Below are 15,334 nucleotides of genomic sequence, written 5' to 3'. Positions count from 1 at the left end.
TTGTGCTGGCGACCATAGCAAGAGTGAACCACCTGATCCCTTCCCGAACTCAGAAGTGAAACCTCTTCGCGCTGATGGTAGTGTGGGGTTACCCATGTGAGAGTAAGTCATCGCCAGCTCATTATTCAAACACCCTCAACTAGCGTTGGGGGTGTTTTTTTATGCAAAAAGAAAATAAAGTTAGAAAAACAATAATAAATTGAATAGAACTTCTGATTAAAATCTTTATGTCTTTTGATAAATCTGTGCTATACCTAATAAAACGGCATAGAAATTGCTTATCAAAAACTTATATATTAAGTTGTTGAAAAACATAAATTTAAAAGAGTGGGTGAAAATGAAGTTATCGGTTGGATTAAAAGTTGCAAACTCCTTGTCACTGACACCGCAGTTACAACAAGCCATTCGTTTGCTTCAACTTTCGAGCTTGGAACTTGAACAAGAAGTTCAAATTCAGTTGGACAGTAATCCCTTATTAGAAAAAGTCGAAGAACAAAGTAGTGTCGAAAGTTTATCCACCTTAGAAGAGCAAGAGCATGATCAAAAGGATTTGACTAAAGAATTAAATGCAGATCATCTACCGAATGACTTGCCTGTCGATACAGACTGGGATGATGTGTACACTCATTTACCCACGAGCTTGGGCGCAGCAGAATATGAAGAGCGCGAGGATAATCGTCAGGGACATTTAGGTTTAAAAGAGCACATGATGCAACAAATCAATCTGTTGCATTTTTCTCAAGTCGAGCAGCTCATTGCCTACTGTATTGTCGATGCTTTGGATGACAATGGTTTCTTGGATTGTGAAATATCTGAAATCACTACATCTGTGCAACATTTATTGATCTCCATGGAATACGAAGATGAAGTTGAAGACGATGAAGTTTTGGTCGTTTTGAAACATATTCAGCGTTTAGAGCCGATTGGTATTGGTTCGCGTAATTTGGCGGAATGTTTATCTATTCAGCTTGAAAGTTTGGCTACAGATGTGCTTTATCGGCAGGAAGCACTGCAACTTTTGCAGCATTATGAGCTATTAATTTCGAATGATTTAGCCAAGTTAATTAAGCAAACGGGTTTAAGCGCAGATCAGCTTCAGCATGTAGTGGCTTTATTAAAAACATTGAAAGCACATCCTGGTACAGCATTTGAAGATCAGGAGTCAGACTATCAAATTCCAGATGTAGTGGTCAGTAAAAAGCAGGACCATTGGCAGGTGCAGCTGAATCCTGATGTTGTACCGAAGCTTAGAATTAATTCCTTTTATGCCAATATGATTAAACGCGCAGATCAAAGTGAAGATAATCAATATTTGCGTAATCAAATGCTAGATGCGAAAAACTTTATAAAAAGTGTTGATGAACGTCATAAAACCTTATTAAAGGTAGCGACTTGTATTGTGCAACATCAACGTGAATTCTTTGAAATTGGCGCAGAAGGCATGAAGCCTTTAATTTTACGTGACGTAGCTGATGAAGTTGAATTACATGAATCGACCGTTTCACGGGTAACGACCAATAAATATATGCTCACTCCACGTGGATTGTTTGAATTGAAATATTTCTTTTCAAGTCATGTTGCGACCAGTTCTGGGGGTGAAGCATCTTCAACTGCGATTCGTGCAAAAATTAAAAAACTTGTCTCTGAGGAAAATCCGCGTAAGCCTTTGTCTGATAATACAATTGCAAATTTGCTGAAAGCCGAAGGTATTGATGTGGCGCGCAGAACGGTGGCGAAATATCGTGAGTCATTAAATATTGCATCATCTTCTGAACGAAAAGTCTTGATCTAATTTTTAAAATCGGTCTATTCTAAGGATTCATTATGACTAAATAATGAATCTTTTTTCTTTGAAGGAATAGTTAGACATGATTTAAAGTGACCTCTACAGTGATCTGTTATTTGGCAATCAATCATGTGAACTATGCCTTCCTAATCCTAATGAAGGTGAGGGATAGAATTATGCAAATAACAATTCGTGGACATCACTTAGCTATCACCCCTGCAATTGAAGAAAATATTCGACTTAAGTTTGCACAAATGACCAAACATCTGGATCAGGTCAATAGTATGCAGGTGAAATTAAGTAAAGATCATCAAATCGATAAACATTCTAAAAAAGGCAGTGCCAATCATATTGCTGAAGCGATTATTCGCTTGCCCGGCACCGAGCTGTTTGCGCAAGCTTGTGCGGATGATATGTATACTTCTATTAAGATGATGACTGAAAAATTAAAACGCCAATTAGAGAAGCATCGGAAGATGCAACTGGACTACCAGCCTTTAGCGATTTAGCCTTAAGGTGGTTTTAAAAGAGGTTTTTGATAAACCTCTTTTTTTATTGCGATAATGTATACGATTAATGAATAATTTTTTCTATTTATAGTAAAATGACAGGTTTTTACACCGTTGGTCCTATAAGAGGTCTTTGTGATGAATAGTGAACAGCTCACTGAAATTTTAAAAGCTGCTTTTCCAGAGGCTGAAGTTGCTGTAAGTGGGCAAGGCGGCAAGTTTGATCTTCGTATTGTAGATAATCAATTTGATGGCAAACGTCCTGTTGCTCGTCAACAAGCTGTGTATGCACCATTGAATAGCTATATTGCCAGCGGTGAAGTTCATGCGGTAACAATTCGTGCAATGACACAAGAAGAATGGCGTAAAGCAAGCTTATTTGGAGCTTAATAATTTAATGGATAAATTTTTAATTCAGGGCGGTAAAAAGCTCGAAGGTGAAGTGCGTATTTCTGGTGCAAAAAATGCAGCGTTGCCACTTCTTGCTGCAATGATTCTTGCAGAAACGCCAATTACATTGAAAAACGTTCCAAATTTAAAAGATGTAAATACCTTGGTGAAGCTGATTGCGGGTCTAGGCATTACTATGTCCTATGAAGGCGACACAGTAATTGCAGATACTTCAACACTTGATAACCAGTTTGCACCGTATGAGTTAGTAAAAACCATGCGTGCCTCTATTTTGGTGCTTGGCCCATTGGTGGCGCGCTATGGTAGTGCAAAAGTATCTTTACCTGGTGGATGTGCCATCGGCTCACGCCCTGTTGATCAACATCTTAAAGCACTAGAAGCTTTGGGTGCTGAGATTGAAGTTGAAAGTGGCTATGTGCACGCTAAAGTCAACGGGCGCTTAAAAGGTGCTGAAGTGGTTTTTGATATGGTGACTGTGGGGGGGACTGAAAACATCCTCATGGCTGCAGTGCTAGCAGAAGGTGTGACTACCATTCGTAATGCTGCACGTGAACCAGAAATTACCGATTTAGCACAAATGCTGATTAAGATGGGCGCTAAAATTGAAGGCCTAGATACAGATACTTTAGTGGTAACTGGTGTTGAGCATTTGCATGGTTGTGAATATTCAGTAGTCGCTGACCGTATTGAAACAGGTTCATATTTAGCTGCTGCTGCAATTACGGGCGGTAAGGTGAAAACCACGCATACAGATCCTGCATTATTGGAATCTGTATTAGACAAGTTTGAAGAAATGGGTGCAGAAGTCACACGTGGCGATGACTGGATTGAACTGGATATGATGGGCAAGCGCCCTAAAGCCGTGAGTTTCAGAACTTTACCACACCCTGAATTTCCAACAGACATGCAAGCACAGTTAATGGCGGTGAATGCGATTGGACGCGGTTTTGCTACCATTTCGGAAACTATTTTTGAAAACCGTTTTATGCATGTCCCTGAGTTGTCACGTATGGGTGCCAATATTCAGGTAGAAGGCAATGATGCGGTGGTGACAGGCGTAGAAAAACTTTCTGCTGCACCTGTTATGGCAACTGATTTACGTGCCTCATTCTCGTTGGTGTTAGCAGCATTGGCGGCAGAAGGCGAAACATTGATTGACCGTATTTATCATATTGATCGCGGTTATGAAAATGTAGAACAAAAGTTACAAGGTTTAGGCGCCCAAATTAAGCGAGTAAATTGATGAATGACATGAGAAACGATGATCCAAATTTTGACGTCATGGGCAATTTTGATCATGGTTTAACTTTGGCATTAAGTAAGGGGCGAATTTTAAAAGAAACTTTGCCTTTATTAGAAACTGCGGGAATTAATTTACTGGAAGATCCAGATAAATCACGTAAGTTGATTTTCCCAACCACACATAAACAAGTGCGTATTTTAATTTTACGTGCCTCTGATGTACCAACTTATGTTGAAAATGGTGCGGCAGATATTGGGGTTGCGGGTAAAGACGTGCTGATGGAGCATGGCGCTCAAAATGTATATGAGCCGCTGGATCTGAAAATTGCCAATTGTAAATTAATGACTGCGGGCAAAGTTGGTATGCAGCGTCCAAAAGGTCGTTTAAAAATTGCCACTAAATATGTGAATTTGACCCGTCAATATTATGCCAGCTTAGGTGAGCAGGTTGATGTCATTAAACTCTATGGCTCAATGGAATTAGCACCATTGGTCGGTTTGGGTGATTACATAGTCGATGTGGTTGATACAGGTAATACTTTACGTGCCAACGGTTTAGAGCCGCTAGAAGAAATCTGTAAAGTATCTTCACGTTTAATTGTCAATAAAGCCAGTTTTAAGCGCAAGCAAGATTTGCTCAATCCAATTTTGGCACAACTTGAAAAAGCAGTGGTAGAACGCGAGTTGGCAAAACAATCTGCTTAACTTTGCATCCATCATCCTGCTTTCTCAAAAAACCGTCATTTAATGACGGTTTTTTTATGTCCACCCATGATTCTGTTCTTGAATGATTTTGAACGTGAATTTCCATCAAAACATACTGCTTTCGCCATGTATAGATTCCCACAAATCCCTAGAAACAAGGTAAACTAAACTTTTCTATCAAACCTTGTGGGTAAATTGATGCGACGTTTATCGACTCAAGATCAAAGCTTTAAACAAGCCTTTGCAGACTTGTTGGCTTTTGAAACTGTCAGTGATCCTGAACTTTTAAAAACTGTAGATCAAATTATTGCTGATGTGCGTCAGCACGGTGATGCTCAGGTTCTTAAACTCACTCAACAGTTCGATCGACATCCAGCGCATCAATTTTCAGAACTTGAGTTAAGTCAGGAACAACTGAAAGCCGCATTTGATGCTTTAGATAACGAAGTTCGTGAAGCTTTGGAATTGGCTGCTGTACGTATTCGTGAATTTCACCAAGCGCAAAAGCAGGATGGCTGGACTTATGTTGATGTTTTGGGCAATACACTTGGGCAAAAAGTCACGCCATTAGATCGCGTTGGTATTTATGTACCGGGTGGTTTGGCATCTTATCCATCTTCTGTGCTCATGAATGCCGTGCCTGCGCATGTTGCTGGTGTACCTGAAATTATTATGGTGGTACCTGCACCGAATGGTGAACTCAATCCATTGGTTTTGGCGGCTGCATATTTAGCAGGGGTGACTCGTGTATTTACCATTGGCGGAGCGCAAGCTGTTGCTGCATTGGCTTATGGTACAGAAACCATCCCATCGGTAGATAAAATTACGGGGCCAGGTAACCGCTTTGTGGCGGCTGCAAAACGTGCTGTATTTGGTCAGGTTGGCATTGATATGATTGCTGGGCCATCCGAAATTTTGGTTTATGCCGAAGGTGAAAATAATCCTGAATGGTTGGCGATGGATTTACTTTCCCAAGCCGAGCACGACACGGTTGCACAATCTATCTTTATTACACCAGATGCGCAATTGCTGAATCAGGTTGAACAAGCGATTGAACAGCACTTGGCGAATTTGCCTAAAGCTGAAATTGCCCGCACTTCTATTGCAAATCGTGGTGCATTGATCTTAGTCAAAGATCGTCAAGAGGCGATTGAATTGATCAACCAAGTTGCGCCCGAACACTTGGAGTTGTGTATGGATGATCCACAAGTGATGGCAGAAGAAATTCGTCATGCGGGTGCGATCTTTATGGGGCGCTATACACCAGAAGCTATTGGTGATTATTGTGCAGGGCCAAACCACGTATTACCAACGTCGGGTACAGCACGTTTTTCATCGCCATTGGGTGTTTACGATTTCCAAAAACGCTCAAGTCTGATTATGTGTTCGGCTGAGGGTGTGAAGAGCTTGGCGAAAACCGCTGATATTTTAGCGCAGCAGGAAAATCTTGATGCGCATGCACGATCAGCACGCTATCGTTATCAATCATAAATAGCATTACAACCTCTCTGACCCTCTCCTAAAAGGAGAGGGAATTTAAACCACACAAATCTTGTGTCTTTAGTAATGAAAATTCCTCTCCCTGAGGGAGAGGTTAGGAGAGGGTTTAAAGAGAATACAAAATGAAAATCACAGCAGAACAAATGCGTTTTTGGAGTCCTGAAGTACGTGAGTTAGAGCCTTATGTACCAGGTGAGCAGCCAAAAATCCAAAATTTATTAAAATTAAACACCAATGAAAACCCGTACCCACCTTCACCTAAAGTAGTGGAAGCGGTGCAAAAGGTTTTAGAAAACTCGGCAGATGCGTTGCGTTTATATCCAGACCCAGATGCGTCTGAGCTTAAGCAAGCCATTGCGAAGCAGCAAAATGTAGCGGTGGAAAACGTCTTTGTTGGCAATGGTTCAGACGAAGTCCTTGCGCATATTTTTAAGGCTTTTTTTGTTCAGGAACAGCCATTACTGTATCCAGATATCACCTATAGCTTTTACCCTGTATATAGTCAATTTTTTGGGGTGAAAACTAAAATTTTGCCTTTAAATGATGATTTTGAAATTGTAGTTGATGACTATAAGCAAGCCAACGGTGGCATTATCATCACCAATCCGAATGCACCGACCAGTATTGCTTTAGGTTTAAGCGCTATTGAAGAAATTTTACAGGCCAATCCAAATTCAGTGGTCGTGATTGATGAGGCTTATGTCGATTTTGGTGCAGAGTCTGCAGTGAAATTGGTGGAAAAGTACGAGAATCTAGTGGTGTGTCAAACCACGTCTAAATCACGTTCTTTGGCAGGTTTACGTGTTGGGTTTGCGATTGCACAACCACATTTAATTGCCGCATTGGAAGCCGTAAAAAATAGTTTTAACTCTTATCCAATGGATCGTTTTGCCATTGCAGCTGCGGTGGCATCTTTTCAAGATCAGGCGTATTTTGAAGCACAATGCCTAAAAGTTATTGCTAGCCGTGAGAAATTGGTGACGGATTTAACGAGCTTGGGCTTTAAGGTATTGCCATCACATGCCAACTTTATTTTTGCATCACATCCTCAACGGAACGCAGGTGAATTAGCCACAGCATTACGCGAACGCGGGATTATTGTGCGTTATTTTAATAAGCCACGTATCAATCAATATTTGCGCATTACAATTGGTACGGATGAGCAAAATCAACGCTTAGTCGATACTTTAAAACACGATATTTTGGCCTAATAATCAAAATATAATAGCAGCGAGTGAAGTTTCGAATTCACTCGCTTTTTTATTTTTACTGCACGCTATGGCGTAGGTGTATACCAGCGATTCAATAAGTCCAACATGGCTGAAACCTTGTCAAAACATTCTTGATATTCTGCTTCACAAACAGATGCAATCGTGACGCCACCACCAGCCCATAATGAAACATCTTGCTGATTTTTTTGAATAGAACGGATCAGAATATTCCAAGAACCCGTTCCATCGGCATCAAAATAACCCATAGAGCCGCAATAGGCGCCACGTGCTGCACCTTCGAGTTCATCTATAATTTGCATGGCACGAATTTTTGGTGCGCCAGTAATTGAGCCACCTGGCAAGGCAGACATCAACACAGCAAAAGGATTCATTTCTGCTTTTAGTGTTGCGCTAACTTCACTGACCATGTGATGCACCTGATTAAAAGACTCAATATTGAATAACTTTGGCGTTTTGACGCTGCCTGTTTCAGCATAAACACTTAAATCATTACGTAATAAATCCACAATCATCACATTTTCGGCCTGATCTTTTTCAGATTCACTTAATTGTTGTTTCGATTGTCGATCTAATTCAGGATCATCATAACGTGGCATGGTGCCTTTAATTGGTTTTGTGGTAATTTTTCGATTTTCCTCAAAATTAATAAAGAGTTCTGGCGAACAACTTAAAATTTCAAAATCACCAATACGTAAATAACCTGCATAAGGTGCATTGGTCAGTTGCCAAAACTGCGCTGCAGTTGCTAAAAGTGGACCTTGAGCCTTAGCGCTAAACTCTTGCGTAAGATTAATTTGATAACAATCTCCTGCGACTATATAGTCTTGAACACGCTGAAAGGCACCTTGGTAATCTGTGAAATTCCAGCGTGCTTGACACTTTTGGCTTAATTGGAACTGTTCAATAACGGCAGATTGGCTGTATAAATTTAAAATAAAATCAAAGATTTGAGTAGCAGCATCGTCTGAACTATAAAAATACCAGCCATCAGTTTCTTGCTGTAAATAGCTTTTAAATTGACCTAAAAAAATACTTGGTTGGGCGCGGGATTGCATATTGATGTGTTGCTGTGCTGCAGCATCATAAGAAATAAAACCCATTACACTGCAAAATGGGGCAGTGTTTGTATCATTTGAAGTGCCTAGATGAGCTGTTAAATCTAATTGAGTTGGACTTAATTCGTATTGATTGAATGCTGTTTTTTGAAAGTAAAAATGTTGATGGTTTTGCTGCACACAATAGCGTTCGGCCAAAAATGCAATACGCGCCTTTCCATTATTTTGCAAATAAATACAATGTGAAAGTGCTGCCAAAGCCTGCAGAATTTTTGCAGCCTCGCATTCAGGTTCACAGAATAATTTTTTGAAATGAGTAGGATAGGACATAAAGTGTAAACAGCTGAGAGATTTTAAAAGGCTATTTTACATGATTGCAGCAGATAAAAAGCAAATAACCGTTTGTCGGTAAGATGTGGATTGCGACCAACAGCAGTTGAACAAAAAATAACTCAGATATACCTTTGTATGTGCAAACCGGCTACTCAAGGAATGTGTGTCAGTGTTGTCCTCATCAAATAAAAACACAATCACTGGCACTGAGTGGTAAAACCAAAAAAATAATACTCTCGGGAGAGTAACAAGATGAAAAAATTTACTAAACTTGCTTTGGTATCATCAATCGCGTTAACGACAAATGCAATGGCAATGCAGGCAATGGACGATACTGCATTAAGCGCAACTACTGGTCAAGATGGTTTAAGCATCGGGATTGGTATTTCTAAAATCGAAATCGAAAAACTTTTAATCCATGATAACGATGGTTTGGTTAGTGATGGTGCCAAAGCAGCAGTTGCTGATGTCTTAGATGCGAATGGTAATGTTGTAACTCCTGGTACACCAGCTGTTATCGGTTCTCTAGGTGGCACAAACAAAGCTGCTGCAATTGTTATTAAAGGCAATGGTATTTCTGGGGATGCAAATGAAAAGCATGGTATTGTGATTGGTGCGAACTATGATAATAATGGTGCTTACTTATTAACTTCTCGTAACTTAGCAGACTTGGTAATTGATTCGGATGCTGGTACTAGTGGTACTGGTGGAGCATTTATTAACGTTGCAGCTCAAGTATCTGGCTTAGATATCAAGATTGGTGAAATTGGCGTATCTGCATCAAATACAATTGACCCTAATGCAACCAATATTCGTCGTGGCCATAGTGATTCCAACTACAACGCAATTTTATCTGGTTTAGAAATCAAAACAGGTAAAATGGATGCCAATATCCAATTGGGTGCTGCCCCACAAGGCGCAATGGTTAAGTTGAATACGACGATGGTCGGCGGTTTAGAAATTAAGAACTTGGGCATTTTAGACAATTCAACCAAAGAGAAAGCTGTTGGTGCTGTAGGTACTACAGCGATTACAACAAAAGAGGCGGGTGAAATCTTTATTGAAAGCATTAAAATTGCAGATGCAGATAGTAAAGATTTGACCCTAAATCAAGATATCCAAGTATTTAATGATGCTTATGTTGGCGGTGGTACTACTCTTGGTAAGGCGGCGCATATTCGCATTGTAAGCAATGACACTGGTGCCAAAGACCAATATATTAAAGGTATTCATTTAGGTAGTCGTACTGCTGCTTCTATTGGTGATATGGAAGTTCAAGGACTTCAAACTTACTACAGTACTTCTCAGGGTAGCTACACTAAGGGTGCTGTTATCACCATTTCAGGTCACTAATTTAAAAACTGAAAAAGCGCGTGAATTCACGCGCTTTTTTTTACAAATAAACTCATGAGTTCGCAAAAAAATATAGAAAGACCTTTTTTTTTTCTTTAAAACGAGTATCTTTCTAAATACAAGGAAGTAGAGTGAAAGCTCTAAAAATAAAAATATTAGGCAGGTATTGCCGAGAACTAAAAAGTAAAAATATATGTTAGAGATCGCTTTAGGCTCGGCATTGATCTATTACGCTGCCACACAAGCCTTTGATTTAAAAGAACAGCATCCTGAAACTGTGCGTTACACAGAAACTTTGGATTCTAGAAATAATTCCTTTACCCGTATGCACAGAGAGCCTGTGCAAATTAAACCTGCTTTAGAAGATCAATTTCGCGGAATTGTGCGCCAAGCCTATGACTACAGTTGTGGTTCTGCAGCTTTAACAACCTTGCTGAATGGTTATGTAGGAACACAATTAAACGAGCAACAAACCATGAGTGGCTTGCTGCGTTATGGAGAATACGACCGAATTATTGAACGTCGTAGTTTTTCGCTATTGGATATGAAGCGCTTTGTCGCAGCTTTGGGCATGGAAAGTGGTGGATATCGCGGGGAGTTTTCGGATTTAGTTAAACAAGGACAGCCTGCAATTGTGCCGATTTCCTATGCAGGTTTTAAACATTTTGTGGTGTATAAAGCCTATAAAAATGGGCGGGTTTATGTGGCTGACCCAGCTTTGGGCAATATTAGTTTTGATGAAGAACGATTTAAGGACGTTTGGGAAAATAACACCCTGTTCTTAATTAATGTAGCACCTCAGCATCGACAAAATATGTTGGCATTACATGAAAAAGATTTACGTCATGTGGAAGATGCAACAGTGAATCGTTATGCCTTTGTTGATATTCAATATCCACAATTTGCGATGGAAAAAATAGCTGATAAAGCATCGACGATACGACTAGAACGTAATGTAAATAAAGATTCTGATAATTATGGACAGTACGAGCATCGTTTTTTAAGACTCTACTATAAAAACAAGTAATTAGTTGTTCACGAAATACAAAAATAAAAATGGAAGGGGTAAATCATGGATCGTAAATGGATGAATAAAACCTTATTGGCACTCAGTATTCAAATGGTATTTGGGGTGGCTTATGCCGCAGAGGAGCCGCAATTAGGGGAATATGAAACCACAACTGAACAGGCAGAAGTATCAGATACAGCAGCATCCACTGCAGATACAAGTGCTGAAACAAATAGTGCGGTTGTCGCTGCAAATGGTGCACAAGCAGCATCATCTGCTTTGCAACAGCAAGAGGGCGACGCAACCAAAGAGGCGAATTTAGAGGAAGTGTTTACCTCGAATGAGCGTCAATATTCCCTTATGAGACAAGGTGATATTTCATCTTATTATGATATTGATTATACCTATCATCGTGATACGCAGCTCGACCTTGAAATGGCTCAAGGTCAGTTGTATCAGCTTCGTGTGCAAGAAAATGCGTCCCACGCATTAACTAACACCTTCACCGCACAATATGGTTTGCGTGACAATTTAACTTTATCTGCTTCTGTACCATTGGTTGCAAAGTCAGACTTGTTAAAAGATGCCACGGCAGCAGGCTTGGGGGATATTTCTTTAGGTGCACGTTGGGAGCCATTCCCATTAAAAGCGGGGCGTTTACCTTTAATTTTATTCGCAAATTTATCGACCAAAACGGGGGATAGTCCTTACGAGATTAATCCTGTTAAAGATTTATCAACAGGTAAGGGTTACTACTCTGCAGGCATCGGTGCAAGTACGCGTAAGTATATTGACCCAGTTGTATTGTTTGCTTCTGCTTCAGCCAACTATGGTTTTAAAGAAAGCGGTCTCAATCAAATTCGCGGTAGCCGTATTATTGAAGAGTTTGAGCCAGGTATTAGTGGTGGTTTTGCTTTTGGTTTTGCTTATTCGTTTAACTACGATGTGTCGATGACCATGTCCTATCAGCAAAGCTTTAATACAGGTTCGGAGTTTACTTATCATACGGGTGAAAGCTATTCACCTGCAGACCAGACCAGTTCGACTTTGGCTATTTCATTAGGCGTTCGCGTTTCACCTGAAACCATTGTGAATGGTACGGTAGGAATCGGTCTGACCGAAGACGCGCCAGACGTATCACTTGGTTTGTCATTCCCACTGGATATTCTCGGTTTCGGTAAAAAAATTCGCTAAGAGGCTAGTCGCATGAAAATGATACGACTTCGCCCGTTAGTGACTGCAATTATACTGTCGGGCTGTTCAGGGGCTGCTTTTGCGCAGCTTGGACAAAACTTATCTGTCGATATTCGTTCTTTGACTATGGGGAATGCGGTCACTGCAGATCCTCCTGGTATTAGTGCGATTCACTTTAACCCTGCTGCACTGACCAAGATTGAAGGTTTGCAAACAGATGTGCAAGGGGTGTTGGCACATTTTGATGTACAGCGTGAGCTTTCCGTTCCAGCAGGTTATGACGTATTTGGTTATTCTGATGACCCTGTGGTGTGTAACGATGGACCAGAAATTTTGGCCGATTTTTGTACCGATTTTAAAGGTACAGTACAAGCCGATGTAGAATATCCAACGCTGTATGTCCCGATTCTGAAAAAATTTGTCGATTTGGGTAAAGGCATGCCACTGGCAGCGCCAACCAACGGTATTGCCTATAATCCACCAGGTTCCAAAGTGACCTTTGCCACCGCATTATATGCGCCGTTGATTGCGGGCTTTGGTGCCGAAAATGGTAACCCTGGTAACTTTATGGGACAACAGGTTGCCTTAGAGCGTATTACTTATCTTTCTCCATCTATCGCCTATCAAGTCAATGATGAATTGTCAGTCGGTGCGTCAATAGGGATGTCTTACCAAGCCATCGCCATGAATACCGATTTACGCTTCCCGAATGAACTGATCGGGATGTTACGTATGGTGGATGAAGTGGTCTGTACGCCATTTAAAGAAAACGCCAATATCATCACCGATATTTTGTTGCTCGGGATTTGTAATGCCGAAGAAGGCATGAATCCATTTTCCCGTTTTGGGCAAATGCAACTGGCGGTTGAGCAAAGTTTAAGCCCGAGTTATAACTTGGGTATTTTGTGGGAACCGACAGAAGATTTTAGCTTTGGTATGGTGTATCAGAGTGCAGCTAAAATGCGCTTGAAGGGCAAATATCATATTGATAACTCGAAAGCACCGCGTGAGTTAATTAATGGTTTGATGTCTTCACCAACAGGTCAGATTTTAGCGGCAATTTTAGGTTTCCCAAGTTATATTCCAGCCAGTGAGTCTGGTTTGGTTTCTATGGATTTTGAATATCCTGCGCACTTTCAAGCGGGGATAAAATATAAAGTCATGCCTGATTTACAAGTCAATTTTGATGTGGGCTGGACTGACTATAAAGCATGGGATAAATTCAAATTCGAGTTTGACCGTCAAATCTCGGCATTAAAAATTGCAAAATTGCTTTCGGAGCATGTGTCTGATGACAGTTTAGCTTTGCCATTAGAGTTTAAGTCACCGTGGAACTGGGGTGTTGGCATCGAATATTCAGCCACAGACCGTTTAAAACTGCGTGCGGGTTATGAACCACGTGGTAGTGCGATTCCTGACAATAAACGTAACACTATGGTACCAATTAATAATGCACGTTTATTCGGTCTGGGTGTGGGATATCGTTTTGATGCAGATACAGACCTTGATTTATCCATCGGCTTTTTACAAAGCAAGGATAAAATTCCAGCCAATACCAGTAGTTTAGCTAATAAGGAAGGTGTGAATAACCTACTGTTAAACCCTTATGCGGGTTTGAATGTGAAAACGGATACAAAAATTACAATTCTTGGATTGAGTTATAGAACACGATGGTAAGTTCAGTACGGAAAATAAAACGGACTTTATTTTCAAAGTCGATACTCACACTGATTTTCAGTATGGGATCGGTGTGTTACGCGAATCAGTTTTACACCATTATTGGACCAGATGGTCGTCCAATTGTGGTGCAGCGTAATGCTGCAGAAAAAAAGCAAACGATACAGGCGTTGGAAACCGCACAAAAACAAAAGAAAGAGCAGCAAAAACCAGCTCAAACCGCTGTTCAAGCTGTTCCTGCACAACAAGTGATACCAGCCACCTCACTACAACTTAAAAGTGCATCGGAAAATGCTGCTCAAAAGACTCTCAAAGAGCAAATACAAGAAACTGCACCAAGCTCTAAAGTTGTTGTTCAGCAAGCAAGAACGATGCAACAGCAGCAAAAAGTACTCGTAACTCAAGATGTTGAGCAATCCAAGCCATCTTTAATTGCAGAGAAAACTGACATAGCCTCAAGCACACAGAAGCTTGTAAAAGCATCTAGCGTAGATGTTGAGAAAACCAAGCCAAAAATATCGAGTGTAATCGGCTTGGAAGAAAATTCTGCATCACCTCTTTCTCAGTCTGCAATTGTGGTTGAGGCGAAAGCTGAAACTGACGCGACATCATCAGGTTTTATGGAGATGGCGGGTGAGCAATATGTCAAAAGTGAATATTTAGAAGACCAAGAGTTTAATTTAGAAGGGAAAAAGCGTTTTTACAGCATGCCAGAAGGGGTAATTGATACGAAGCATGGTGGCGGTGCACGTATGCAGGTGGTTGAGCGTGAACGAGGTGTGAGTCGTTCAGTTCTACAAAAACTTTTCCAAAAGAAACCTATAATTGAGCCACAAGCAATTGTTTTAGCAGCGGACTATTATCGTGTTAATCAAGCTGAAGCAATTGAAGGGTTGGGGCAGCAATGTTTTGCTGAAAGCAAAAAAAATAAAGTCAAAACTTTAAAAGCACAACAAGATTTAAATTTGTGGCCTAGAGCTCCCTTAACCGAAAAATTTGATTATGAATTGGTGAAGTTAGAAGGCAATATTCAAAATATTCAAATCAACTCTTATGCTACGAAGCAAAATCAACCTACCTTTTATTGGCCTTTTGTGGTTTTTCTGGATCAAAAAGGCTGTGTGATTGAAGGTGCTGGTGGTTTTAGAAATCAGGATACTGCAGGCAATGTCTTACAACATGAGGTGATAGAGGGCATGCTGCAACTTCCAAAAAATAGCCACTATGTATTATTAACGCCATTGGCTTCTGCAGTGGATATGGAACATCGCGCGCTCAGTAACCAAGGGCAATTAAAACTCATTGCGATACGCTAACAACAATAAGAG

The 15,334-nt window shown here is 40.5% G+C and carries 13 protein-coding genes and 1 rRNA gene; 13 read left to right on the top strand and 1 reads right to left on the bottom strand.

Going from position 1 to position 15,334, the window contains the following annotated elements:
- Positions 1-4 precede the first annotated feature (4 nt).
- The 8 genes from rrf (at position 5) to hisC (ending at position 7,364) form a co-directional block, all read left to right on the top strand.
- Positions 5-119: ribosomal RNA gene (gene rrf / locus HYG89_RS13650) — 5S ribosomal RNA — on the top strand.
- A gap of 218 nt (positions 120-337) precedes the next feature.
- A complete protein-coding gene (locus HYG89_RS13645) occupies positions 338-1,792 on the top strand; it encodes an RNA polymerase factor sigma-54 (RefSeq protein ID WP_178867950.1) in 1,455 nt (484 codons plus the stop codon).
- 170 nt (positions 1,793-1,962) lie between these two features.
- Entirely contained in the window at positions 1,963-2,295 is a 333-nt protein-coding gene (gene hpf, locus HYG89_RS13640; RefSeq protein WP_096902101.1) for a ribosome hibernation-promoting factor, HPF/YfiA family, read from the top strand.
- Positions 2,296-2,433: 138 nt separating this feature from the next.
- A complete protein-coding gene (gene ibaG, locus HYG89_RS13635) occupies positions 2,434-2,685 on the top strand; it encodes a BolA family iron metabolism protein IbaG (RefSeq protein WP_070155716.1) in 252 nt (83 codons plus the stop codon).
- A gap of 7 nt (positions 2,686-2,692) precedes the next feature.
- Entirely contained in the window at positions 2,693-3,949 is a 1,257-nt protein-coding gene (gene murA, locus HYG89_RS13630) for a UDP-N-acetylglucosamine 1-carboxyvinyltransferase (protein WP_178867948.1), read from the top strand.
- On the top strand, positions 3,949-4,653 hold the full coding sequence (hisG, locus tag HYG89_RS13625) for an ATP phosphoribosyltransferase (protein WP_167846233.1): 705 nt from the start codon (positions 3,949-3,951) through the stop codon (positions 4,651-4,653). Before murA ends, hisG begins: the two co-directional genes overlap by 1 nt.
- A 186-nt stretch (positions 4,654-4,839) precedes the next feature.
- Positions 4,840-6,144: a histidinol dehydrogenase gene (gene hisD / locus HYG89_RS13620; protein ID WP_178867946.1), complete on the top strand. Its 1,305-nt coding sequence runs from the start codon at positions 4,840-4,842 to the stop codon at positions 6,142-6,144.
- A 131-nt stretch (positions 6,145-6,275) separates the two neighbouring features.
- Positions 6,276-7,364 carry a histidinol-phosphate transaminase gene (hisC, locus tag HYG89_RS13615; RefSeq protein WP_178867944.1) on the top strand — a complete coding sequence of 363 codons (1,089 nt, stop codon included), beginning with the start codon at positions 6,276-6,278 and terminating at the stop codon, positions 7,362-7,364.
- A gap of 65 nt (positions 7,365-7,429) precedes the next feature.
- On the opposite strand, the gene pabB is transcribed toward hisC, so the two are convergent.
- Positions 7,430-8,770, bottom strand: coding sequence for an aminodeoxychorismate synthase component I (gene pabB / locus HYG89_RS13610; RefSeq protein ID WP_178867942.1), 1,341 nt, complete (start codon positions 8,768-8,770; stop codon positions 7,430-7,432).
- A 255-nt stretch (positions 8,771-9,025) separates the two neighbouring features.
- On the opposite strand from pabB, the gene HYG89_RS13605 reads away from it, so the two are divergent.
- The 5 genes from HYG89_RS13605 to filE all read left to right on the top strand — a co-directional run bounded on the left by HYG89_RS13605 (position 9,026) and on the right by filE (position 15,322).
- Entirely contained in the window at positions 9,026-10,126 is a 1,101-nt protein-coding gene (locus HYG89_RS13605) for a DUF6160 family protein (protein WP_178867940.1), read from the top strand.
- A gap of 193 nt (positions 10,127-10,319) precedes the next feature.
- Entirely contained in the window at positions 10,320-11,153 is an 834-nt protein-coding gene (locus HYG89_RS13600) for a C39 family peptidase (RefSeq protein ID WP_004975213.1), read from the top strand.
- Positions 11,154-11,198: 45 nt separating this feature from the next.
- On the top strand, positions 11,199-12,329 hold the full coding sequence (locus HYG89_RS13595; protein ID WP_178867938.1) for a hypothetical protein: 1,131 nt from the start codon (positions 11,199-11,201) through the stop codon (positions 12,327-12,329).
- Positions 12,330-12,341: 12 nt separating this feature from the next.
- Positions 12,342-14,006 carry an OmpP1/FadL family transporter gene (locus HYG89_RS13590; protein WP_070154334.1) on the top strand — a complete coding sequence of 555 codons (1,665 nt, stop codon included), beginning with the start codon at positions 12,342-12,344 and terminating at the stop codon, positions 14,004-14,006.
- On the top strand, positions 14,000-15,322 hold the full coding sequence (filE, locus tag HYG89_RS13585; protein WP_178867936.1) for a putative pilus assembly protein FilE: 1,323 nt from the start codon (positions 14,000-14,002) through the stop codon (positions 15,320-15,322). The genes HYG89_RS13590 and filE overlap by 7 nt, the downstream gene beginning before the upstream one ends.
- Positions 15,323-15,334: the final 12 nt, after the last annotated feature.

Source organism: Acinetobacter sp. SwsAc5 (assembly GCF_013391485.1).
Classification (GTDB): Bacteria; Pseudomonadota; Gammaproteobacteria; order Pseudomonadales; family Moraxellaceae; genus Acinetobacter; species Acinetobacter towneri.
This window is presented reverse-complemented; position numbering and strand designations above follow the sequence as displayed.